Genomic DNA, 23027 nt, shown 5'->3' on the forward strand with positions numbered 1-23027 from the left:
CACCCACACCCCAACAGGGTCCAGGATCGCTCCGGAGCAACTTTCCAAACTTACCCGAATCCACCGCACGAAGCAAACCAGATCCCGGGCCTCCCCTACCAATCAGAAGCACACAAAAGGCGCTAACTAAATTAATAATTTGAAGGGAGTTTGGCCGCCATATTTCCGCATCAGCGGCGGCGACTCGAATTACTTTACACGCGCCCCACCGCCAAACCAAATCCACGTGAACACCTTGGAAATCCCCGTAAAGACACGCCAAACAGGCCAATGCGGGGTTCAAAACAGCCAAATATCCCGTGACGTTTTCCAGTGAAGCCCATCACATGCCGAAAGCTCCGCGGCAGGTGGGAGGGCAAGCACCAGGAGCGTCAGTGACCGCCGGTTCCTTCCGTCTTGCGCATCATGGCCCCAAGCACCACGGCTGCAAGGGCAACGATAGTTGCAGCCAGGAAGGCTGCTTGCATGCCGGCCACCAAACCGGAGCTCGCGGACACCGCAGCGTAGATGGACACCAGGAGCGCGGTTCCCGCTGCACCCGAAACCTGCTGGGCGGTGCTGATGATCGCCGAACCATGTGAGTACAGGTGCGGCGGGAGGGGGTTGAGCCCGGTGGTGAAGGCTGGGGTGAAGAGCAGAGCCAAGCCGAAGCTCAGCGCAACGTGCAGCACGATGACCCAAGCAAGGGCGCTCGACTCATTCAGCCGGGAGAACTGCCACAGCGTCAGCGCCATCAACACGGATCCGGACACGGTCAGGGGCAACGGACCCACCTTGTCGAAAATCCGTCCGATGACCGGGCCCAGCAACCCCATGGCCAGGCCGCCCGGCAACAGCGCCAATCCGGTCTCCATCGGCTGCAAGTGCAGGGTGTTTTGCAGGTAGAGGGGCAGCAGGATGACGCCTCCGAAGAGGGCCATCATGGCAACCACCATCAGCAGCGTTGACACTGTGAACATGCGGAACTTAAAGGCGCGAAGATCCAACAGCGGCGCGTCCGACTTCTGGAGCCTCAGCTGCCGGAAAACAAACAACGCCAAACAAAGGACCCCGACTACCAAGGCCACAACCGGAACGGTTCCGGCGTTGGCGCCACCAATCTGGCTCAGGCCGTAGACCAGCCCACCAAAGGCCGGAACGGTGAGTATCACAGAGGTAACGTCCAAGGTGGTCTTGCCGCGCTCCCCCACGTTGGTGAGGTACTTGGCACCAATGGCGAAAGCGGCCAACGCTACCGGCAACACGAAGACGAACATGAAACGCCAAGAAAAGTGGTCCAGGATGATGCCGGAGACTGTGGGCCCCATGGCGGGAGCCACAGAGATAGCGATACTCACGTTACCCATGACTGCACCCCGCTTGGACATAGGAACCAAGGTCAGGATGGTGGTCATCAACAACGGCAGCATAATGGCGGTGCCACCGGCTTGGACGATTCGGGCAAGGAGCAGCACCAGGAAGCCCGGAGCCAGGGCAGCCAGCAGCGTTCCACCGCTGAAGAGGCCCATCGCAAGCATGAAAGCACCGCGGGTGGTCATTCGCTGCAGGATGAAACCCGTGGTGGGAATGACCACGGCCATGGTCAACATGAAGCCGGTTGCCAACCACTGCACCGTAGACGGAGTCACTTGCAGATCGGTCATCAGCCGCTGGAGCGCGACGTTCATGATGGTCTCGTTCAGGATCACCACGAACGTGGCCACCAACAACGTGACAATGACCGTCACGGACTCACGTGACATCTTGTCCGACGTCGTTCCTGACGCGGGAGCCTGCCGCGCTGCGTCAGCGGAAGTCTCGGGCCTGGATGGAACGGCTGCCGTTGTTGAACTGGCAGCGCCGGAAACGGCATCGCCGTTGGCGTCGGAAGTGACGTCGGTAGACATGAGGGTCCCTGAAGTTGATGTGGGTGTCCGGCGATCGTTGCCGGTAAAGACAGGAACAGTCTAAACGTCAGCTACATTCCCGTCAGTAGGAAACCCAAACGTTAGGAATCCAGTGGTGCGTTGTCTATCAGGCGCACAGGACCCACCTTGGCGGCAATGATGGCGAGCCCTTCGCCGCGGAACGGCGTCTCCCGGCAGTTCTCGGCGAGAGGTTCCAGCGTCAGGGGATCGACGACGTCGAAATAGTCCAGTTCCACCAGCGGCTGGGAGCGGACAAGCTCGACGGCGGACTCGACGTCGAGCGGTTCGTGTGCATTTGCCCGCGCTTCGAGCAGGCGCAAAGCCCGCGACAACACCAGTGCGGCGTCACGCTCGACGTCGGACAGGAAACGGTTGCGACTGGAAAGGGCCAGGCCGTCTTCACTGCGGACAGTCGGGACAGGGACAACCTCGACAGGGAAATTGAGGTCGGCAACCATGCGTTTCACGAGGGCCAATTGCTGGGCGTCCTTCTGGCCGAAGTAGGCGCGGTAGGCCGGCGTTGAACCGTCAAAAGCCACACCGCCTGGAAGCCCGAGATGCAGCAGCTTGGCGACGACGGTCAGCGCACCGTCAAAGTGGCCGGGCCGGGAGGCGCCTTCCCATTTCTCGCCGAGGGAGCCGGAGGTGACCCGGACCAACGGCTGGCCACCGGGATACATCTCATCAACGGACGGCGCAAAGACCAGATCCACGCCTTCCGCGTCCAGCAAAGCCATATCTGCCTCGAGGGTCCGCGGATACCGGTCAAGGTCGACGGCATCCCCGAACTGCAAGGGGTTCACAAAGATGGTGGCCACCACGACGTCGTTCTGGGCCACGGCCGTACGGGCAAGGGCGGCGTGACCTGAATGCAGGGCGCCCATGGTGGGAATCAACCCTTGTGAGCTGCCCCGCTTGGCTCCCAGTAGCCGCGCACTCTCGGAACGCAATTCAGCGGCGGTAGTAACGAGTTTGATGGGCATGGTTCAGTTTCCTTTCGGGGCGTCGGGTTCGGCCTCCAACGCCTCGCCTATCTCGGTGAGTTGTTCCGGGCGCAGGAGCCCACGGTTTCCAGCCCTGCGGGCAGTCGCACGGGCCATGGCTTGGTATGCGGCCAAGATATCGCCGCCGGCACCGCCGTCGTATTCCCGCAGCGCCTGCGCGTGCGCTGAAACGGTACCCACATCGCCGCGCGCGACGGGTCCCGTCAAGGCCGCTTCGCCCGAGGCGAGGGCGTTCTCCAGCGTGGCGCGCAGCAGTGGACCCAACATGGACTCAGGGGCGTCGACGCCGATCTCCCGCAGCAGCTGCGATGCTTGCGCAACCAGGGTGACCATGTGGTTTGAGCTGTGCGCCAAGGCTGCATGGTAAAGGGTTCGGTCGGCCTCCGCGATCGCTACCGGTTCCGCTCCCATTTCCACAACCAGGGCTTGGGCGATCGGCAACATCGCGGCATCGGCCGTGACGCCGAACGTGCAGTCCATCAGCCGGGTCAGGTCAAGGCTCATCCCCGTGAACGTCATTGCGGGGTGCAGCGCCAACGGAATCGCACCGGCCCCGCGCACGGGATTGAGGATTCCCACGCCGAAGCGCCCCGACGTGTGCGCCACCAGCTGCCCCGGTTGCCAAGCGCCCAGAGCGGCCAACCCGCTGACCAGCTCGCCTAAGGAATCATCGGGGACAGCCAACAACACCAGTTCCGAACGTTCCACGATTTCCTGGATCTCCAGGATGGGAACACCTGGCAGGAGGGTTTCGGCACGCTCCCGGCTGGCCTCGGATACTGCGGAAACTCCGACGACGGCGTGTTCGGCCGCGCGCAGGGCAGCACCGAGGACGGCACCTACCTTGCCCGCGCCAATGATGCCTACTCCGAGTCGACCAGGCCTAGCCATGGTGGTGTGCCTCCTCTTGGATTGATTTCTGCTGGATGCTTATTGGGGGTTGCGCCGGCAACTGCTCCCTGGATTCGTGCTGCCGGGCCTCACGCGCGCTGGCAGCCTGCTGGTCGAAGAGTTCCACGGCCTGCTCGACGCCGGCCTGGAATAGTCGCGGCGAAACAGGGCCCGCAGTGGTGTGCAGGACAAGATCGGCGACGCCAAACAAGCGGGCCAAGGGTCCTTGCTGCAGGGTCATGGATTGGGTCCGCTGGTGCGGGACGATGACGAGGGCATGCCACCAACGGCCGGACCTGAGCAGTAACGCGGTCCTGGTGGACAGGAACCCGTTGCGTCGCCAACCCAACGGAGCCAACAACCAGGCTCGCCGAGGAGTGGTGACAAAGCCGTCCAGAGGTCCTGTCTGGCCGCGCGGAGCCAACCCCTCAAGGCCCGCGGAAAACACCCGTTCGGGCTGATCAACCCCGGGGTCGGGCAACACGAGCGACAGCATGCGCATGACCTCAGCCTTCCTCCCCACAGGCAACAGCGTGGTGCGGGCCGCATGCTCGTGCCGTTCGCCTCCCCCGTAACCGGCTACGTTGACATGGATCCGATACCATCCGAAGATCCTCCAGATGGGCGGCTGCGTCACCTTGACGGCTTGGATCCTTCCGGGTGGCAACGTCTGGACCCGGGTATCCAACAACCCGTACCGGAAGCGGATGCCGTCCGGGGAGATCGCTGCACTGAAGTTGTATCCCTTATTGAACGAACCCCAATACGCAGCGCCGATGCCCAAGAAAGCCGGGATCACGGCCAGCAGGATCGCGTCATTATCCGTGTACACGGACAATGCCACGGACGCTGCCGCCCCGAGGACGATAGCCACAGTGTGCTCACTGAGCAGCAGGGAACCCAAAAGGCGCGACGGCGGTACTGACACCACAAGCTGTTCAGGTGCCACGGGAGCGACGCCATCCACACCCGCAACTCCGGCCGCGCGGGCAAGAATGGTTGCGCGCAGTTGCTTGGCCTGCTCCAGGGGTAGGTAGGAAAGGCGCACCGCCGACCGTCCGGCGTCGGCAACATCGAACTTGAGTTCGGCGAGACCCAGGATGCGCGGCAAGAGCGGCTGCACGATATCTATCGCCTGGACCCGGTCCAGGCGGGCCTGCCGCTGTTGTTTGAAGAGGAAGCCGGTATTGACCCGAACGTACCCCTCGGCCACCTGATAGCGGTAAAAATACCAACTCAGGAGGAACCCGCCGACTGCGAGTAGCAGCACCGCGCCGCCACCGGCCAGGAGCCACGGCACCCGGGCGTTGAAATGCGGGTCCACGAGACTCCGGCCCTGCAGCATCCGCTCGAAAGCGTCGCGGCCAAAGAAATATACGACGGCGACCAGCCCCACCCAACCACGAACGAACGGCGACGCGGGATGGACGCGGTGCCAACCGGCGTCGACCGTGTGCACTGCCGAACCCGCAGCCTGGCTACCCTTCAAACTCACAGTCCGGCCAGCCTGGCTTCTCCACGGGCCGATAACTGCTCGCGCAGCCGGGCGCCCTCCGCCGTCGGGAGCCCAGGTAGATGCGCGTGGGTACCGGCAGCAGCGGTATGGAGTTTCACAGTGCAAAGCCCCAAGGCGCGTTCAACCGGGCCTACGGCAACGTCCACGTATTGCATCCGGCCATACGGGACCACCAAGGTGCGCTGGAAGAAGATGCCGCGACGGATGAGGAGGTCATCGTCACGCTCGGCATAGCCGATGGCTCGGACTTGCCGCGGAATCAGCACCAACCGCCACAAGGCCACGATGAGCACCAACCCGGGTACGGCGATGGCAAGCCACAACGGCGGCCACTGCCACCCGGCAAACTGCACAAAGACCAAGGGGAGGGCCAGGACGGCAACCAGCAACAGGGTGCCGACGGCCCATTCAACCAAGCGCACTGTGACGTACTTAGGTGAGACCTTCAGCCACTGGACGCCGGGCGGGTCAATCGCCGCGGTACGCATACTCGCCTTCACCCTTGGCTTCGCCCCTTCGGGTGTCCGGCCCCGGCGTACCGCCCTCAAAGTCCTCCGGAGGGATGCGGCAGAAACGTTCAACCACCACGCCAACAATGATCATCACCACACCGCCACCGCCCGTCAGGAGGGCGTTGGCAAGAATGCCCTGGTCGCTGCGCAGGCTCCCCACTCCCAAGAGGTCCAGGGAAATGCCGGCATGCCAACCAAACAGCAGGGTGCCCGCGTAAGCACAGGCTTGGGCCAAAATCAACGTACGCGCAGCAAGGATCGGGTTCAGCATGTGCTTCTTCTTCCCGTTCCGCCAACGCAGGACGCGGATGCCCATGACCAGCGTGAGCCCGGCGATCACACCCATGGTGACCAAGGCGGAGACTGGGAGCACGGGAGTGGGCATGCTGAAACGGACGGTGCTGGTGCTGGCCAACCAACCAATGACGGCGGCGATGACGACCATGACCACCAACACCACAGGGCGCATAGCTTTCATCGCTACTCCACCGCCCCCGCTGCTGGGATGCCGGCGATGTCACCGAAGCCATCGAAGCGGCGGATATCCGGCATGTCATCGGCGACGGCGGCCAGTTCGGCAACGCTGCGGCCGTTCAATTCCGCATGGGGTTCCAACAGGGACCACGGGTACAGGACGAAAGCCCGCACAGCGGCGCGTGGATGCGGCAGCGTGAGCACAGGGTCCTCGCTCACCACGTCACCAAAAACGATGATGTCAACGTCCAGGGTCCTGGGTCCCCAGCGAACCTCACGGGTCCGGTGATGCTTCTGTTCAACTGCGTGGCAGTGCTTCAGCAACTCATGCGGCGTTAACAAGGTTTCAATGGCCATGACCATGTTCAGGAAGTCCGGCTGTCCCTCGGGACCGCCCACGGGCTTCGTCTGCACCACCGGGGAAACTCCCAGGAGACGGACCTCTGGCGGGTCCACAAGATCGGCGACAGCCGTGGACAAAGTGTCGTTGCGTTCCCCCAGGTTGCTGCCGAGGGCCAGGATGGCTTTGGTGTAGGGAGAGGTCATGAGCGCCCCCGGTGGACACTCACGGTGACATCACCAAATGGCACTTCGATAGGGGCCTTGGGTTTGTGGACAGTTACGTCCACGGCCGCCACCATCGGGTAGTTAGCCAGAATCCCGTCAGCGATCCGCACAGCCAACCCCTCGATGAGGTTCAGGGGTTCGCCCTCAATGTGCTTGGTGATCAACTCAGCGACTTCGCCGTAATGGGCCGTGTACTGAAGATCGTCGGTTTCAGCAGCCTCGGCGAAGTCCATGGACAGTACGGCGTCGACGACGAACGGCTGTCCGTCACGTCGCTCGAAATCAAACACTCCATGGTGTCCCACGGCGGTGACACCGGTCAGGGTGATCCTGTCCACAGCAGCCTCCCAATCAGCGGGCTACGCGAGCGGCGACTTTGACGGCGTCAAGGCTTGGGCCGACGTCGTGAACCCGGACGGCCCACACGCCCTTGGCGGCGCTCAACGCCGTGATCGCCGCCGTCGCCGCATCGCGCTCAAGGGGCGCGGCGGACTTGCCGGCGACCGTGAGGAGCGAACCTAGGAAGCGCTTGCGGGATGCTGCCACAACAACCGGGTGGCCCAGCGTGAAGAACCGGTCAAGGTTGGCGAGGATTTCCCAGTTATGGTCCTCGTTCTTGGCGAAGCCCAGGCCGGGATCAACGATGATCTGTTCGGGAGCGACGCCAGCGGCATACAGCTTGTCCCGGACACCACGCAGTTCCGCCACGACGTCGTCAGCCACGTTTCCGTACTCGGCCAAGCCATCCATGGTCACGGCATCGCCACGACGATGGGTCAGGATGTAAGGGACCTTGGTGCGTGCCACAAGTTCCGGCATATCCGGTTCCATGGTCAGGCCGGACACGTCGTTGATGATTGCCGCACCGGCCTCGACGGCAGCAGCCGCAGTGGCTGTGTGCATGGTGTCAATGGAAACCAAGGCACCGGCCTTCACCAGGGCAGCAATGACGGGCAGGACGCGCCGCTGCTCTTCCTCGGGCGAAACCGGCTCAGCGCCGGATCGGGTGGACTCACCTCCGACGTCGATGATGTCGGCTCCCGCGTAGAACATCCGCAAACCCAGCGCGATGGCTGAGTCCGGGGTGCGGTGGCTGCCGCCATCACTGAATGAATCGGGGGTGACGTTCAGGATTCCCATGACGAGCGTGCGGTCCTTCGGCAGGTCCTGGAACCTGGCCGCCGGGCGCGGCTTGCGAAGAATCGGCAGGGGGTTTGTGGCCGGGCCGGTTCCGGGTGCTGCAGCGAGGGAATCCATTTGCTTACCTTCCGAGTATGAGGCTCATGGCCTCGGCGCGGGTGGCCGGGTCATGGAGTTGACCGCGCACCGCGCTGGTGACGGTCTTGGCGCCAGGCTTGCGGATCCCGCGCATGGACATGCACATGTGTTCGCATTCGACGACGACAATGGCTCCCCGCGGATTGAGGTGCTTTACCAGCGCCTCGACGATCTGCGTGGTGAGCCGTTCCTGCACCTGCGGGCGGCGGGCATAAATATCCACCAGCCGTGCAAGCTTGCTCAGTCCGGTCACTTTGCCGTCATGTGACGGAATATAACCGACATGTGCCACTCCGTGGAACGGCACCAAGTGGTGCTCGCACGTGGAATAGAAGGGGATGTCTTTCACGAGGACAAGCTCTTCGTGGTCGAGGTCGAACGTGGTGGAAAGGACATCCGCAGGGTGCTGATGCAGCCCTGCGAAAACCTCGGCGTACGCTTTGGCGACCCGCTTTGGCGTGTCTTGGAGGCCGCCGCGATCAGGGTCCTCACCTATGGCCAGCAAAATTTCGCGGACAGCCGCTTCAATGCGCGGGCGGTCCACCTTGTACCCCGAATGGGAGCCCACGGCGGAACCGTGGGCGGCGGCGAGGTCGTCGTCGTCGAAATGAGTCACAGCAGAAGCTTAGCCGTGAAGCGGGGAGTCGTTGCCGGCGTCGGGCTGCGGTGCCTCGAAGGAGTCCTGGCTGCTGACGCCCTGCGCGTGCGGAGCAACAACATCCAAGGGCTCGTCCAAGCGGGCCTTCTTGGCTTCCTCCTGGGCTTCGCGGGCAGCGCGCTCGGCACGGCTCTCCACAGGGGGAATGGACTGAACGGGACGCGACTCCTTGGACAACCAGATCTCGCGGAAATCGCGCTTCCGGATGTCGTGGAAAATCTCCGCGATCTCGGCCTGGTTGAGTGTTTCGCGTTCCAGCAGTTCAAGAGCGAGGCGGTCAAGGACATCGCGGTTTTCCGTCAGGATGGCGTAAGCCTCATCGTGGGCCTGATCGATCAGGCGCCGCACTTCCTCATCCACCACGTAGGCGATCTGGTCCGAGAAATTCCGCTCCTGGGCGGCATCGCGGCCCAGGAACGGCTCGCCCCCGCCCTGGCCGAGTTTCACGGCACCGACGCGCTCGCTCATACCGTACTGTGTGACCATCTTCCGGGCCGTGGACGTGGCCTTTTCAATGTCATTCGAGGCACCCGTGGAAGGATCGTGGAACACGATTTCCTCCGCTACGCGCCCGCCCATGGCGTACGCCATCTGGTCGAGGAGTTCGTTGCGGGTCACCGAGTACTTGTCGTCCTCAGGAATCACCATGGTGTAGCCAAGGGCACGCCCACGCGGCAGGATGGTGATCTTTGTAACCGGAGCGGAGTTACGCAACGCCGCAGCAACCAATGCGTGGCCACCTTCGTGGTACGCGGTAATTTTGCGCTCAAGTTCCTTCATGACGCGGCTGCGCTTCTGCGGGCCGGCCATGACGCGGTCGATTGCCTCATCCAATGCGCGGTCGTCAATCAGGTTGGCGTTGGAACGGGCTGTCAGAAGCGCGGCCTCGTTGAGGACGTTGGCCAGGTCAGCACCCGTGTAGCCGGGGGTCTTCTTGGCAACAGCGCGCAGGTCGATGCCGGGAGCCATCGGCTTGCCCTTAGCGTGCACGTTGAGGATCTGCTCGCGGCCGATCATGTCAGGAGCTTCCACCGTGATCTGGCGGTCGAAACGGCCAGGGCGCAGCAAGGCCGGGTCAAGGACATCCGGACGGTTTGTGGCCGCGATGAGGATGACGTTGGTCTTGACGTCGAACCCGTCCATCTCCACCAGGAGCTGGTTCAGCGTCTGCTCGCGCTCGTCATTGCCACCGCCGATACCGGCACCACGGTGACGGCCGACGGCGTCGATCTCATCCACGAAGATGATGGCCGGGGAATTGGCCTTGGCCTGTTCGAAGAGGTCACGGACGCGGGAAGCACCCACACCGACGAACATTTCCACGAAGTCCGAGCCGGAGATGGAGAAGAAGGGAACGCCGGCCTCGCCGGCAACAGCGCGGGCCAGCAGCGTTTTACCGGTACCTGGCGGCCCGTACAACAGCACGCCTTTGGGGATCTTGGCGCCCACGGCCTGGAACTTCGCCGGTTCAGCCAGGAATTCCTTGATTTCCTGGAGCTCCTCCACGGCCTCTTCAGCACCGGCAACGTCAGCGAACGTCACCTGCGGCATGTCCTTGTTGACCATCTTGGCCTTGGACTTGCCGAACTGCATCACCTTGGAACCACCGCCCTGCATACGGGACAGCAGGAACCAGAACAGAACTCCAAGCAGCAGCACCGGGATAAGCAGCGAGAACAACCCGGAGAACCAGTTGTTCTCCACGGGCTGGTCAGTGAAACCCTTGGACGGGTTGGCGTTGGTGACAGCCTTGACCACATCCGTACCGCGGTCGGTGACGTAGAAGAACTGGACGTTCTTACCCTTGTCCTGACCGTCCAGGTTCAAGTTGTCCTTGAGGACCAGATCAACGCGGTTCTCGGCGTCGTAAATCTTTGCCTGCTCCACCTTGCCGTTTTGGGCGAGGAGGTCCAGGCCGTCCTTGGTATCGATCCGGGTGGATCCGCCCGGCGCGAGCGTCGCGAATGCCACCAGGAGCAAGCCAACGACGACGACGATCCAGATGCCCGGGCCCTTGAAGAAACTCTTAGCTTTCATCTGATCGGGGGCATGCCCCGTCCCTCCTGGTAGTGCTGCTAGGCGCAACTTCTGCGCACGAGTGGTGCTGCTTGTTTCAAGCTATACACCGTTCCCAGTGACTCACGCACCGGATAGTGCAAAAGTTCCCTCTGGGCGTACACCGGCAACTCCGGGGCCACCGCCGGAACAGCAAAGCCGCACCTACATCGTCCCGCGCATCCGATATTACGGATAGACGTGGGGCGAGAGGCGCGGCGGCTGAAGTGGGTTTCTACTCGTAAACGTGCGGTGCCAGGGTGCCCACGAAGTCCAAGTTGCGGTACTTCTCGGCGTAGTCGAGGCCGTAACCCACCACGAATTCGTTGGGGATGTCATAACCGACGTACTTCACGTCGATCTCCACTTTGGCGGCCGTCGGCTTACGGAAAGCAGTGCAGATTTCCACACTGGCCGTGCCGCGGGATTCAAGGTTGGACTTGAGCCATGAGAGCGTCAGCCCGGAGTCGATGATGTCCTCAACGATCAGGACGTCCTTGCCCATGAGGTCCGTGTCGAGGTCCTTCAGGATCCGGACAACGCCCGAAGACTGGGTGCCCGATCCGTAGGAGGAGACCGCCATCCAGTCCATGCTGACGTGGCTGTGCAGCGCGCGTGCCAAGTCAGCCATGACCATGACTGCACCCTTGAGCACGCCCACGAGGAGGATGTCACGGCCTTCGTAGTCTTTGTCGATTTGCGCTGCCAGCTCCGCGATGCGGGTTTGGATCTGCTCTTTGGTGTAAAGAACGTGCTTGAGATCTGCCTGGACGTCGTTTGAATCCACCAATGGCTCCTGTTTTGATGCTCGGGTGCGGCTACTGTTGGGACGGTTTCTGATGCCGGAATACTAGCTTCCCACAGCGCGCGGCTTCGCGGGGACCGGCTTGGGCCGAAGCACCCTGGGAGGGCGGGGGTTCCTGTTCCAGATCGCTCAGGGACAGTCGATAGACCCTGACGTGGCCCGGCAGCTCCACGGGCCCGGCGGATCCTTGCCGGCGGAGTAGCGCTTCGGCCGCTTGGAGGCGCCCGTACCCGGGTTGCTGACCGCCGACGTCGGACGCCGCTTGGGCGATCACGCGGAACCGCAACGCTGGGGCGAGTTCACGGACGGCGTCCTCAGGCAGCCACACTTCCCCGGCCGCCCGATGCACCAGTGAGAGATAGGTCTCCTTGGCCAGTGCCTCGAGGAAATCAGCATCCTGCTGGAGGATTGACGCCGTGCGGGCCAAGGACTCCGCCACACCTGGGCCGAGCTTCTCCTCAAGGACAGGCATCACCTCCACGCGGGTGCGGGACCTGGCGTACGCAGGATCGGAATTGCTCGGGTCATGCCACGGGTCCAGGTCCTCCACCGCGCAGATTTCAAGCGTTTCGTTGCGGCACAGTCCGAGGAACGGGCGGATCAGGCGGCCACGCGCCGGCCGCATGCCGGCCAGCGAACGTGTTCCCGAACCCCGTGCCAGGCCGAGCAACACTTGTTCCGCTTGGTCATCGAGGGTGTGGCCTAACAGGATCGCCTCGCAGCCGAGCTCATCAGCAGCTGCTTCCAATGCCGCGTGACGGGCGTCCCGCGCTGCGGCCTCGGGCCCGAATCCCGTGGCAGCTACGTGCACGGTTCGTACTTCCACGGGCGCAAGACCGAGTTCGCGCAGAACGGCCGCGGTATGTGCAGCGACCTCCGCCGATCCCGCTTGCAGCTGGTGATCAACCACGACGCCGGTCACTGTCACCGGGTGGCCGTCCACGTGGCCCCGCCGGGCGAAGTAGGCGGCGACTGCTGCGAGCGCCAAAGAATCAGGGCCGCCGCTGCAGGCTACAAGCACATGCTCGGGGTAGCCGGCCGACGCGAGGGCGGTTTGCAGCTGTTTGCGGGCTTTCCCGAGCACAGGAGCCAAACGGCCGGGGCGCCGTCGACCTTTCCCCGGTGACCCCAGCGTTCCCGGTGACCCGAGCGTTCCCGACCTCGCGGCGGAGTCCTCGAAAGGAACGCTCAAAGCCCCATCCGCTCGAGCCAGAGCTTGGAGTCGTGGATCTCTTCTTCAGTGGGTAGGTTTTGGGCGCCTTCCCAGACCCTGTTGAATCCGTCCATACCGGCCACTGACACAACCCCGCGAACAAACTTGGCGCCGTCCGTGTACTGGCGCATCTTGGCATCGAGGCCGAGGACGTTGCGGATGAACTTCTCCACCACGCCCCGGTCCTTGCCACGTTCGTTGAAGCGCTGGCGGATGGTCCTTACCGAGGGAATGATGCTGGAATCCACTGCGTCCATGACAACGTTGGCGTGGCCTTCCAGGAGGCTCATCACGGCCGTGATGTGGGACAGCGAGGCCTTTTCTTCCGGGCTCTGCAGGAACTCCAAAATGCCTCCGCGGCCGCTTGCGTTCTCTCCCGGGCCGCTGCCCCCCGGGGTGCGTTCGCGGAGGGACCTGGCCACGGCGCCGGCGCGCTCCACCAAGGAATCCATGTTGCCCAGCAAGTTGCCGCTGAGCTGCTCGATCTGCTCCAGCATGTGGTGCCGGAGCCACGGCGCGGCCGCGAACTGCACTCGGTGGGTTTGCTCGTGGAGGCAAACCCAGAGCCGGAAATCGTCCGGGTCCACGTTGAGTTCCCGCTCCACGGAGATGATGTTCGGCGCAACAAGTAGGAGCCTGCCGCCGGCGGGCACCTTGGATTCGGGGGCAAGAGCCGCGAAGGGGTCATATTGGCCCAGTACCTTGCTGGAAAGGAAGGCAAGGACAGCCCCCAGTTGGGTGCCGGTAATGGCACCGCTGGCACTGGCGGCGGCCGGAGTCATGGCGACGCCGCTGCGGCTGGTCCGCATCTTCTCGAGCACGGGCTGCAGCATGACGGCAAAACTCTGGGTGTTCGCCTTGGACCAGGAAGCCCTGTCCACCACCAGAACGTGCGAATCACGGAGGTCCCGTGCGGCCTGGAGCCCGGTGATGTCATGGACGTGCGGGACGGAAATATCTGCGTTGAAGCGCAGATTTTCCACCGCCTTGCCAATGTCCGAGGCACTCAGCTCCGGGCCGGAGGGGGCAAGGCGCGCAGCCGTGGAGGCGGCCAGGTCCCAATTGATCAGGGACGGGGCCCCTGCTGACGAATCGCGGGCAGAAGACACCATGGGTCCATCAGAACACACGAGGCTGGCAGGCGGCCCAATGTTCGCTCCGCGCGCAGCTTTTAGCCGCGGCAACCACAGGAAGCCAGGACAGTGGCGGCTCGGTCCATTGCGACCTTGTTTCCTGCCGCACCCGGATCGAGGCCGTTGCCGATAAAGGAGAAAACGAGGAGCCGGCCGTCAGCATCCACCACATAGCCGCTCAGGGCGATCACTGTATTCAGTGTGCCCGTTTTAGCCCGTACCAACCCGGCGCCGGCAGCGGTGCCGTCCGCCGCGTACCTGTTATCGAGGGTGCCCGTCAGGCCAGCCACCGGGAACCCGTCGAGCGCCGCCCGCAAAGCGGTTTCGGGCCCGCTGGTGATGGCCCGGACTACTTCGGCGAACTGGCGGGTGCTGACTTGGTTATCCAACGCGAGGCCGGACACGTCGGCCAACTGCATCGAATCCGTGGCGATGCCCAACTCCCCCAGCCTCTGCCGCACGGCCGCAGTGGCGTCGTCGTACGTTGCTTTCCTGCCCGATGCCAGCGCCGTCATCCGGCCCATGTCCTCCGCGAGGAAGTTATCGGAGGTCTCCAGCATGAGGTCCACCTGTTCGCCCACGGTGGCTGACTGGACAGTGGCCAGCACTTTGGCGGGGACGCCTTTCCCACGCACGACGCCGGGGTTCACGGCCACGCCTGCGGCCGCCAACTGTGTGGCGAACGCCTGCGCGGTAGTGAGGGCGGAATCCTGGGGCCGCGGACCGGTGGTGCTGTCCGGTGCGTAGCGTCCGGAGTTCATGGCGAGCGGGAACAGGGGGGCGGTCTCCCCGGCGGCAACGTCGTCCAGGCTCCATGCGGGATTGAGCGGGGCCCCGGTGAATAGGGAATCGTCCACTTGCACGGTGATGGGGCCCTTGACCCCGGCCTTGGCCAACGCCGCGGCCGTGTCCGACGCCAGCGAAGACAGGCCGGCGTGGCCCATCACAGCGGTGGGGACGGATGCTCCTGCACCGAGAAGCACATCCCCTCCTCCCGTGAGGACAACCGTTGAGGGGGTGGACCCGGCGACTACCCGGGTGGTGAACCGCGTCTCTGGGCCCAGGGCCTTCAGCGCTGAGACGGCGGTCAGCAGTTTCATGTTCGACGCGGGAATCCGGTTGGAATTTGCGTCCCGGTCGAAGAGGACCTGGCCGGTGGAGGCATCGAGGACCACACCGGTCATTGATCCGGCACCGTCAGGCTTCAGCGGGCCGTCCAGGAGCCTGGACACCTGGGCCGGGACGGGTAGGGGCGCATTCTTGTCCAAAGGCAGTACACCGCTTGGCTGCGAGAGCTGCGCTGGCGGGACCTGCCACGAGGGCGCGGCGAGGGCGGGCTTTGGTGCGGTGAGGAGGGAGGGCACCATTCCGGCGACCACCATTGCGCTGACCACAACGAGAACGGCAGCCAGGAGGAACGGCCATTTCAGGTGCTCCAAGGCCACCGAAACCCTGTTCCGGGCAGCCCGGTCTTTGACCCCGTCCATGCAGTTGTGTGGTCCTGTCAGTCCTGAATTTCCCCGCCGGTTCAAGAAACCGGGCCTCTCCCTATATCCTCAATAGTAGTCGGCGGCCCCGGCTCCATTTTCGCCTGCCGCCAGCCCTGGGGCTGAGCAGCCTACCCGAGCACCGTCACCTGTGGCGGCCACTTGGGGGAGTAACGCCCCACCACCCCCGTCAAGGAGCATTCCATGAAGCACGACGTGACCATCGAGATCCCCAAGGGATCGCGCGTCAAGTACGAAGTTGACCACGAAACCGGCCGTGTCCGCCTGGACCGCGTCCTGTTCACCTCCATGCAGTACCCCACGCACTACGGTTTCTTCGAGAACACGTTGGGCGAGGACGGCGATCCGCTGGACGCACTGGTGCTCCTGCAGGACTTCGACCTGCACCCGGGCGTGATCGTTGAGTCCCGCCCGATCGGCGTCTTCAACATGACGGACGACGGCGGCGGAGATGCCAAGGTCCTGTGCGTTCCCGTGGATGCCCGCTTTGACCACATCCAGGAAATCAGCGACGTCAGCGAATTCCTGATCAAGGAAATCGAGCACTTCTTTACGCGCTACAAGGACCTGGAGCCGGGCAAGTGGGTCAAGGCCGAGGGCTGGGGCGATCGCGCCGCTGCCGAAGCCGAGCTCGAGGCATCCATCAAGCGATTCTCGACCGAAGGCCACTAATACAGCCACTAGCGAAGGCCACTAATACAGCCACTAACGCTGTAACCAACAGGTCTGTGGCGTAACAGTACGACGACGGCCGGTGCGGTTCCTTGGGAACTTTACCGGCCGCCGTCGTACTTTTTTGTTGATCCCTTGCCGTGCGGCTACCAGCCGGTAGCATGGGGATCCCTATGTTCACTTTGACCATCAACCAACGGGATAGCCGCCACGATGGCGACTTGGTGCCGCGGCTCCTTAAGGACCTGCGGCACATTCCTGCGCGGCTCGACTTTGACCGTTCGGTGCACGATGAAGTCCAAGGGATTGTTGAGTCCGCGCATGAGGCCGTGGAGGCTGCCCTCATCGCCTTGAGGTCCGGACGCTGGTACGTAGGGATCGGAGTGGGCCCGGTCAACGAACCGTTGCCCAATGTGGTGACGGACGCCTCCGGCCATGGGCTGGTCTACGCCAGGCGGGCGGTGGACCGGCTCCGCTACGGCAAGGACCGGATTCCCGTTGCCGTTGAGGGCCCAGTCGCCACATTGGCCGCGGAGGCAGAAGCCGTGTTGCGCCTCCTTGGACACATCGTCCTGCACCGCAGCCCGGCCGAATGGCGCGTGTTGGACCTGCTGACCCCCGGTGTCCGCGGCCAGCAAAAAGCCGTGGCCCAGGAACTGGGGATCACCACCCAGGCTGTCAGCAAAGCGGTGGCCCGGGCGCAATGGGCCGAGGAACACGCGGCCAGGCCGGCAGCCGCCCGGCTGCTGCACCAGATCCTCGAAGTGCGCTGACACCACGCCGCGCGGTGCAGAAACCCAGTTCGCTGACAAAACCCAGTTCGCTTGAAAACCCGACCAAGACGCAGCAGAGGCCGTTATGAGTGCTCATAACGGCCTCTGCTGCGACTCAACTGGGTGAGCGATCAGGCTACTGGTTGCTGATGTTGTCCTTGGCCTCGTAGGCGCGGCCCTGGACGTCAGCTGCTGCGGACTGCCCCTCGTCCTTGACGTTGGAGGCTGCCTCGGTGGCACTGTCCTTGACGTTCTGCATGGCGTCCTGGGCAGGTTCCTTCAGGTGTTCGGCCACTTCCTGCGCGGCGTGGCTGATTTCCTCAGTCAACGGCTGGGCCGCATCCTTCAGTGCCTGGGCTGCCTCGCGCTCCTTCTCCGACGGCGGGAAGAGCGCCGAGACAAGGAGGCCTGCGCCGAAAGCAATGAGGCCTGCAGCGATCGGGCTGCCCTGCGCTTTGCGGGTGATCACCTGCGGTGCGTCACCAAGATCCGAAACAGCACCGGACACGTTGCTCGCGACGCCGGAAACAACGTCGCCGGCCCGGCCTGCAGCGTTCCCGGCAGCATCCTGGACATCGTCCCGGGCGCCGAATACGGCCGTCTTGATCTTGTCCACCCTGCGGTTGACGATGTGGGACGGGGTGACCTTATCGGCCACGGCGTCAACATTTGTACTGAGCCGCCGGCGCGTTTCTTCGATATCGGCGCGCAGTGCTTCGGGGTTCTGCGTCATCGTGTCTCCTCAGTATTCGGTTTGAAGGTTGGAGGTATTTCCTTGACTGTCTCTGCCGTCCGGGGCAAGCCCTTGATGGCGTTCAGTTCCTTGCGGCCCTTGGAGGCCAGAACTGCAGCAACGATTGCCCAGATGACCGCCACAACAACTGCGGACCATCCGAGGCCAATGAGCTGGCCAAGTGCCCACCAAAGGGCGATGGACAGGAAAACGACGGCGAGGTGGCCGGCCCATGCTGCTCCGGCCAGCATTCCTGCGCCCTTGCCGGCCTTGGTGGCCGAATCCTTGATTTCCACCTTGGCCAGTTCCACTTCCTGGCGCATCAAGGTGGAGATATCGCGCGTCACGTCGCTGAGCAGCTCACCAAGAGGTACGGTTTCTGCCTTCACGTGGGCGGCAGTAGTGGGGGGCAGATCGGCGGGACTGCTCATCGAAGACCTCCGTACTGGGGATCGTCCGGATCAAGTGGCGTGGTAGCACCCTCGTAACCGCCGGTGGTTCCGGCGTCGTATCCGGTGGTGGTGGCCGAACCGTATCCGGCAGTGGTGGTGGCCGGGCCGGGCAGGTCCACGGCCGGAGGAGTCACGGCTCCGCCTGCTGCCGGGTAGTAGACGGCGCGGGGAGTCTCTGCGGTCACATCTGCCGTGCCGCTTGCAGACCCTCCACCCATCGGTGAGTTGTCAGCCATGCCCCTGCCGAGTCGGCCGGCAAGGATGCCTGCGCCTGCAGCGATCATGAGGAACGCGCCGGGCTTGCGGCGTGCGAATCCCTTGAGTTCTTCCACCAATGAACCCGGGTCCCGGCCTTCAAGCCACTGGGCAACGGAGGAGGAACGCTGGGCCGCCTGCTGGACGAGGTCCGTGGCAACGCCACCGTTCTCGCTGGAATTGGCCATGTTCTTCAGTTCATCGGAGATGGACCGAAGACCCTCAGCAACACGCTGCTGCTGGGCCTGGGCTTGGTCGGCCAGTTCACCCTTGGTCTGCGTCAGCAGCTGACGGGCGTTTACCTTGACCTCGTGGGCCACGTTGCCGGCTTCCGACTTTGCGGTGCCGACAACTCCGCTCGCGGCGTCGCCCACGGCCCCAGCCACTCCTGCGGCTTCTTGCTTGGCAGCGTCGACGGTACCGGAACTTGCAGAACCGGTATCGGCGGTTCCAGCAGTCTCAAATTCGACGTCCGGCGAGTCCAGGTAGCTTCCGGTGAAAGGCTCGGTGCCTGCATGGGCACCGGTTGATGGCGCCGCGAAGCTTCCGTCCTGCGGCGATTGGCTCTCAGTCATTGTCGCTCTCTTTCCACAGTTGGCAGGCTGCGGACAGCAGCCGGGATAGTAAGGATCGTTACTATCAATGGGTGTGTACCCGGTTGTCGCAGTTCTAATCGCACCAAATTCCTCACTGTTTAAATCGAGCTATTGGCGGATGGCGTCCGCCACGCATCGCTGCTCCGGCTCGACACTGTGGCCCATACCTGCGAACGTTGAATTGATGAGCCTCTTGCCCGCCAGGCGTCGGCTGATCCCCGCGCTTCGAAAAAGCATCACCCGCCACCGGCTACTCTTCGCAGTCAAGACGGCACTCGCTGCCGGCTTGGCGTGGTGGCTTGCGCCCTTCATGCCAGGACCCGCGGCTGCCTACCCCTATTACGCGCCATTAGGCGCGCTGGTCAGCATGCACCACACGGTGGCAGATTCTGCCCGGCATGGGCTGCAGAGCCTTCTTGGGCTGAGCCTTGGCATCGGCATGGCCTTCCTGGTCACCTCACTCACGGGACCCTCGACCTTTTCGGTGGCCTTGGTGGTGGGACTGGGGGTTCTTATCGGCGGCCTGCCCCGGTTGGGATCGGCTTCCGATTGGATTCCCATGGCGGCGCTTTTCGTGCTGGTTTTGGGTGGTTCCAACGCTGAAGGCTTCTCCTACGCCTACGTCCTCCAGATGGCGATGGGGGTCGCTTGCGGCTTCGCGGTGAACTGGCTGCTATTTCCTCCGCTGCATTTGGACGCCATCGACCCCGCCATCGCCGGCCACAAAGCTGCCCTGTCGCGGCAGCTCAAGGACATGGCCCGGGCCATGGAAGAATCGTGGCCACCCAACCATGAAGCCTGGGCCAGCCGCAGCGACGAACTTTCACGTACAGCCGCCGCCGTGCGGACTGCGGTGCACCAAGCTGAGTTAAGCACCAAAGCGAACCCCAGATCCCGACGTCGGGCAACACGCCTTCCCGGCGACCTGGCAGGCCTGCAGACGTTGGAACGGCTCACCTTCCACGTCCAGGACACTACCGACGTCTTGGCCAGCGCCATTTGGGAAAAGGATGCCGGCACCGCCATTCCGAACGCTGTGCTGGCCCATCTTTCCCAAGCCTTGGAGGCGGCGGCTGCCGTCATCGACCACTGGCGCGAAGGTGACCCCGGCCAACTTGAGGATCGGTTGGCGGAGGCAAAGGAAAGCATCGCGGCATTGAACGACGCCGTTGCTGACGCCGCCGCCGGACAAGCACCGGTGGTTGCCGCGGCGTCCGTAGCCATGAGCCTCCGCCGGATCCTCACCGTGGTCCTCTCGTCTGAGTGAACCAGCGGGGTTGGCCTAGCGGGGTTGGAGCGGAGGCGAGGCCTGCCTGCCCTTCCCTGCGCCCAGCCCATCCATCATCTCGGCAAAGGACTCCAGTGATGAATGCCTTGGCGACCAGCCCAAGACACTGTTGGCCCGTGAGGTGTCCATAACCGGCGCGTTCGCTGCCATGTCCACCCAGCCGGCGTCTGTCGCTTGGGCATGCAGCCGCCAACTGACGTGGACGACGCCGCGAAGCAGCGAAAGCGGTAAACGCACCACCCGTCCTGCCCCGAGGAGCCAACCCAACGCGTTGGGATCAATGACCGGCTCCGCCGCGATATTGAACGCACCTCCGGCACGTCGATCGAGTACGCGCCAGTAGGCATCGGCGACGTCCGCCGCGTGCACCGCTTGGAACACCAGCTCCTTGGGCACCGGCAGCAACGGGAGCCAGGGCTTGCGCGGAAAGAACCGCGGCAAGTGCCGGCCCAGGAAGTAGCGGCCAACCTCGCTGCCGGCTCCTGCGCTGAATGTCAGGGCGGGCCTGAGGCGGGACACCACAACGTCCGGATTGTCCTCGGCGAAGGTGTCCAAGAGCTTCTCCTGCGCAGCCTTATCCGCGCTGTAATGTGATCCCGGGATGCCTGCTGCGGGCCAGTCCTCACTGGTCCGCTGGTCTTTGGGAGCCGGCGAATATGCGCCCACGGAGGACGCGCAAACCACGTGCCCTACTCCGGCCCTCCGGGCTGCAGCCAGCACGTGTGCCGTCCCGGCTACGTTGGTTTGACGGAGTGCCTGGCGGTCATGGTTCGGCTGGATGAGCCAGGCAAGGTGCACCACGGCGTCGGCGTTGGCCATAGCCGAGGCCAACGCGGGTTGATCCTCGCGCGATCCGACATCCAGCGTCCGCCAGTCGACGTCGTTGTACGGTTCCGAGTCCTGGTCGGGGTGGCGCCGGACCACTCCAACGAGGTCCAGATCCGCGCCTTCCTCGGTGCGGGCCCGATGCAGCCGCTTCAACAACTCTGTCCCCACATGTCCGGTGGCACCGGTGATGACAATACGCATGGCGTCCTTCCTCAATTGCGCGGGCTGTCTCCGCCGTCTCCGGTAGAGCGGATACGTTCAAGCACCGCTGTGGTGGAGTGCTCGGGCACGTAATCCAGGATGCTCACGGTGCCGCCATAACTTTCCACGGCAGCGGACTCGGCAAGCATCTCGGGCGTGTAGTCGCCGCCCTTGGCGTAGACATCGGGTCGAAGCAACTCGATCAGCGGTATGGGCGTGGGCGTGTCAAAGACGGTGACGTGGTCCACGCAACTCAGGGCGGCAATCACTGCGGCGCGATCGGCCTCGTGGTTGACCGGACGGTCCGGGCCTTTGAGTTGCCGGACCGATGAATCACTGTTCAAGGCAACCACCAGGACGTCACCCAACTGCTTGGCCTGGTTGAGGTACCGGGTGTGTCCGCGGTGCAGCACATCGAAGCAGCCGTTGGTCAGCACAATGCGTTTGCCCTGGCGGCGGTGCTCGTCCACCTGCTGCGCCAACTCGGCGGCAGACAACGCCGTGTCCGCGAATCCGCTGAGGTGGCGTGTCAGTTCATCGGTGGTGCAGACCGAGGTACCGGGCCGGTGGACCACCACATCCGCGGCCGCCTGGGCGAAGTCCACGCTGGTGGTCAGCGGCAGGCCGGCGGCCCGCGCCAATGTCAGCGCCGCCACGAACGTATCTCCCGCACCTGATGCCTGCTTCTCCGCCTGCGGCCGGGCCCATGTCCTGTGCACGGGCGTCCTGTGGACGGGCGTCCAGTCGACGGGCGTCCCGGCTGTTCCTTGCCCGGTTGTTCCTCGCCCGGTTGTTCCGTGGCTCGGGCCGGTAGGCGTGCGCATCGTCAGCGTCCCCTCACGGTCCAGGGTAACGACGACGGCGTCCGCACCAGAGGCTCGAAGGAGTTGGTCCGTGTGGGCTTCAATGAAGGGGCACCGGGCTGCACCGCCTGGCAGTTCGACGCCGAGCAGCCGGGACGCTTCCTGGGCGTTGGGTGTGGCGATGTCCGGTTGCAACTCAGCCCACTGCCCAGGGTTGTGCGCGTCCACGACCACCAGCATGTTCCTCGAAGCAGACGAATCGGATCCGGTTTCCGGTCCAAGGTGTTCAAGAAGCGCGTCCCGCACCGGCCCGTCCAAAGCACCGGCTCCGTAGTCGCACAGCACCACCGCAGTGGCTCCATCAACGGCTTCCGGAATGAAGGCCGCCAACACCTCAAGACCGTCGCCGGGAAGCCCGTTGGCAGCATCATCAAGGCGCAACATCACTTGGCCGCCGCTGCTGACCCGGAATTTGGTGGTGGTTGTCATGTCCGGATGGGAGACCACGTGGGAGACGTCGATGCCCGCCGCTTCAAGCCTTTCTAGCAGCTGCAGGCCCGCAGAATCCTCACCGACGAGCGACACGAACCTGACATCGGCTCCCATCGCCGCGAGGTTCATGGCCGTGTTGGCCGCACCGCCGGGCGCGAAGTCACGGCGTTGGACCTGCACCACGGGAGCCGGGGCTTCCCGGCAGAACCGTTCGATGGTCCCGTCCCACCACCCGTCAAGGATGGAGTCACCGATCACCGTGACGATGGGCCGTTCCTCGGCCAAGCGACCTGGCAACCAGTCGGCCAAGCCTTCTTGATTGGAGAGGCGTGCCATGGGGTACCTTCCGTTTGGCGGCATGTTCCTGTTCCCGTCAGGTACCCAACGGCACGCGCTTCACACGCCGGGCCGGG

23 protein-coding genes are annotated in these 23027 nt (G+C 63.9%); 3 read left to right on the top strand and 20 right to left on the bottom strand.

What is annotated here, in order from left to right; translation table 11 throughout:
- Positions 1 to 371: 371 nt before the first annotated feature.
- The 15 genes from QRN42_RS14190 to dacB all read right to left on the bottom strand — a co-directional run bounded on the left by QRN42_RS14190 (position 372) and on the right by dacB (position 15500).
- Positions 372 to 1886, bottom strand: coding sequence for an MDR family MFS transporter (locus QRN42_RS14190; protein ID WP_284979798.1), 1515 nt, complete (start codon positions 1884 to 1886; stop codon positions 372 to 374).
- A gap of 101 nt (positions 1887 to 1987) precedes the next feature.
- Positions 1988 to 2890 carry a pantoate--beta-alanine ligase gene (gene panC / locus QRN42_RS14195; protein WP_284979799.1) on the bottom strand — a complete coding sequence of 301 codons (903 nt, stop codon included), beginning with the start codon at positions 2888 to 2890 and terminating at the stop codon, positions 1988 to 1990.
- A gap of 3 nt (positions 2891 to 2893) precedes the next feature.
- Complete coding sequence (locus QRN42_RS14200) at positions 2894 to 3802, bottom strand: Rossmann-like and DUF2520 domain-containing protein (protein ID WP_284979800.1); 909 nt, start codon at positions 3800 to 3802, stop codon at positions 2894 to 2896.
- The gene (locus QRN42_RS14205; protein WP_284979801.1) at positions 3795 to 5297 is read right to left on the bottom strand and encodes a PH domain-containing protein; all 1503 of its coding nucleotides are present in this window, start codon (positions 5295 to 5297) and stop codon (positions 3795 to 3797) included. Before QRN42_RS14205 ends, QRN42_RS14200 begins: the two co-directional genes overlap by 8 nt.
- Positions 5294 to 5806 carry a PH domain-containing protein gene (locus QRN42_RS14210; RefSeq protein ID WP_284979802.1) on the bottom strand — a complete coding sequence of 171 codons (513 nt, stop codon included), beginning with the start codon at positions 5804 to 5806 and terminating at the stop codon, positions 5294 to 5296. The genes QRN42_RS14205 and QRN42_RS14210 overlap by 4 nt, the downstream gene beginning before the upstream one ends.
- Positions 5787 to 6308: a DUF3180 domain-containing protein gene (locus QRN42_RS14215; protein ID WP_284979803.1), complete on the bottom strand. Its 522-nt coding sequence runs from the start codon at positions 6306 to 6308 to the stop codon at positions 5787 to 5789. Before QRN42_RS14215 ends, QRN42_RS14210 begins: the two co-directional genes overlap by 20 nt.
- Positions 6309 to 6310: 2 nt before the next feature.
- Complete coding sequence (gene folK / locus QRN42_RS14220) at positions 6311 to 6850, bottom strand: 2-amino-4-hydroxy-6-hydroxymethyldihydropteridine diphosphokinase (protein ID WP_284979804.1); 540 nt, start codon at positions 6848 to 6850, stop codon at positions 6311 to 6313.
- On the bottom strand, positions 6847 to 7209 hold the full coding sequence (gene folB / locus QRN42_RS14225) for a dihydroneopterin aldolase (protein ID WP_284979806.1): 363 nt from the start codon (positions 7207 to 7209) through the stop codon (positions 6847 to 6849). Before folB ends, folK begins: the two co-directional genes overlap by 4 nt.
- A gap of 13 nt (positions 7210 to 7222) precedes the next feature.
- Positions 7223 to 8128, bottom strand: coding sequence for a dihydropteroate synthase (folP, locus tag QRN42_RS14230; RefSeq protein ID WP_284979808.1), 906 nt, complete (start codon positions 8126 to 8128; stop codon positions 7223 to 7225).
- Positions 8129 to 8132: 4 nt separating this feature from the next.
- Positions 8133 to 8765 carry a GTP cyclohydrolase I FolE gene (gene folE / locus QRN42_RS14235; protein ID WP_284979809.1) on the bottom strand — a complete coding sequence of 211 codons (633 nt, stop codon included), beginning with the start codon at positions 8763 to 8765 and terminating at the stop codon, positions 8133 to 8135.
- Positions 8766 to 8774: 9 nt separating this feature from the next.
- On the bottom strand, positions 8775 to 10844 hold the full coding sequence (gene ftsH, locus QRN42_RS14240; protein ID WP_284979811.1) for an ATP-dependent zinc metalloprotease FtsH: 2070 nt from the start codon (positions 10842 to 10844) through the stop codon (positions 8775 to 8777).
- A gap of 253 nt (positions 10845 to 11097) precedes the next feature.
- Positions 11098 to 11649: a hypoxanthine phosphoribosyltransferase gene (gene hpt / locus QRN42_RS14245; RefSeq protein ID WP_284976685.1), complete on the bottom strand. Its 552-nt coding sequence runs from the start codon at positions 11647 to 11649 to the stop codon at positions 11098 to 11100.
- 31 nt (positions 11650 to 11680) lie between these two features.
- Positions 11681 to 12727, bottom strand: coding sequence for a tRNA lysidine(34) synthetase TilS (gene tilS, locus QRN42_RS14250; RefSeq protein ID WP_350224886.1), 1047 nt, complete (start codon positions 12725 to 12727; stop codon positions 11681 to 11683).
- 128 nt (positions 12728 to 12855) lie between these two features.
- Complete coding sequence (locus QRN42_RS14255; protein ID WP_284979813.1) at positions 12856 to 13992, bottom strand: Rv3626c family coenzyme F420 biosynthesis-associated protein; 1137 nt, start codon at positions 13990 to 13992, stop codon at positions 12856 to 12858.
- 59 nt (positions 13993 to 14051) lie between these two features.
- Positions 14052 to 15500: a D-alanyl-D-alanine carboxypeptidase/D-alanyl-D-alanine endopeptidase gene (gene dacB, locus QRN42_RS14260; RefSeq protein ID WP_284979814.1), complete on the bottom strand. Its 1449-nt coding sequence runs from the start codon at positions 15498 to 15500 to the stop codon at positions 14052 to 14054.
- A 204-nt stretch (positions 15501 to 15704) separates the two neighbouring features.
- Here dacB and QRN42_RS14265 point away from each other — a divergent pair, with 204 nt between their 5' ends.
- A complete protein-coding gene (locus tag QRN42_RS14265; protein WP_284976682.1) occupies positions 15705 to 16193 on the top strand; it encodes an inorganic diphosphatase in 489 nt (162 codons plus the stop codon).
- 173 nt (positions 16194 to 16366) lie between these two features.
- Entirely contained in the window at positions 16367 to 16966 is a 600-nt protein-coding gene (locus QRN42_RS14270; RefSeq protein WP_284979815.1) for a hypothetical protein, read from the top strand.
- Positions 16967 to 17102: 136 nt separating this feature from the next.
- Here the strand turns inward: QRN42_RS14270 and QRN42_RS14275 are convergent, their stop codons facing one another.
- From QRN42_RS14275 to QRN42_RS14285, 3 genes are read right to left on the bottom strand one after another with little or no spacing between them, the layout of a single operon-like run.
- The gene (locus tag QRN42_RS14275) at positions 17103 to 17699 is read right to left on the bottom strand and encodes a DUF3618 domain-containing protein (RefSeq protein ID WP_284979816.1); all 597 of its coding nucleotides are present in this window, start codon (positions 17697 to 17699) and stop codon (positions 17103 to 17105) included.
- The gene (locus QRN42_RS14280) at positions 17696 to 18130 is read right to left on the bottom strand and encodes a phage holin family protein (protein ID WP_284979817.1); all 435 of its coding nucleotides are present in this window, start codon (positions 18128 to 18130) and stop codon (positions 17696 to 17698) included. Before QRN42_RS14280 ends, QRN42_RS14275 begins: the two co-directional genes overlap by 4 nt.
- Positions 18127 to 18981, bottom strand: a complete 855-nt coding sequence (locus QRN42_RS14285; protein WP_284979818.1) for a hypothetical protein — start codon at positions 18979 to 18981, stop codon at positions 18127 to 18129. Before QRN42_RS14285 ends, QRN42_RS14280 begins: the two co-directional genes overlap by 4 nt.
- A gap of 205 nt (positions 18982 to 19186) precedes the next feature.
- On the opposite strand from QRN42_RS14285, the gene QRN42_RS14290 reads away from it, so the two are divergent.
- Entirely contained in the window at positions 19187 to 20269 is a 1083-nt protein-coding gene (locus QRN42_RS14290; protein WP_350224885.1) for an FUSC family protein, read from the top strand.
- A 15-nt stretch (positions 20270 to 20284) separates the two neighbouring features.
- Here QRN42_RS14290 and QRN42_RS14295 read toward each other — a convergent pair whose 3' ends face one another.
- Positions 20285 to 21319 carry an NAD-dependent epimerase/dehydratase family protein gene (locus QRN42_RS14295; RefSeq protein ID WP_284979819.1) on the bottom strand — a complete coding sequence of 345 codons (1035 nt, stop codon included), beginning with the start codon at positions 21317 to 21319 and terminating at the stop codon, positions 20285 to 20287.
- Between the two features lie 11 nt (positions 21320 to 21330).
- On the bottom strand, positions 21331 to 22950 hold the full coding sequence (gene rfaE2, locus QRN42_RS14300; RefSeq protein ID WP_284979820.1) for a D-glycero-beta-D-manno-heptose 1-phosphate adenylyltransferase: 1620 nt from the start codon (positions 22948 to 22950) through the stop codon (positions 21331 to 21333).
- Positions 22951 to 23027: the final 77 nt, after the last annotated feature.

Origin of the sequence: Arthrobacter sp. fls2-241-R2A-200 (assembly GCF_030209745.1) — a bacterium.
Lineage (GTDB): Bacteria > Actinomycetota > Actinomycetes > Actinomycetales > Micrococcaceae > Arthrobacter.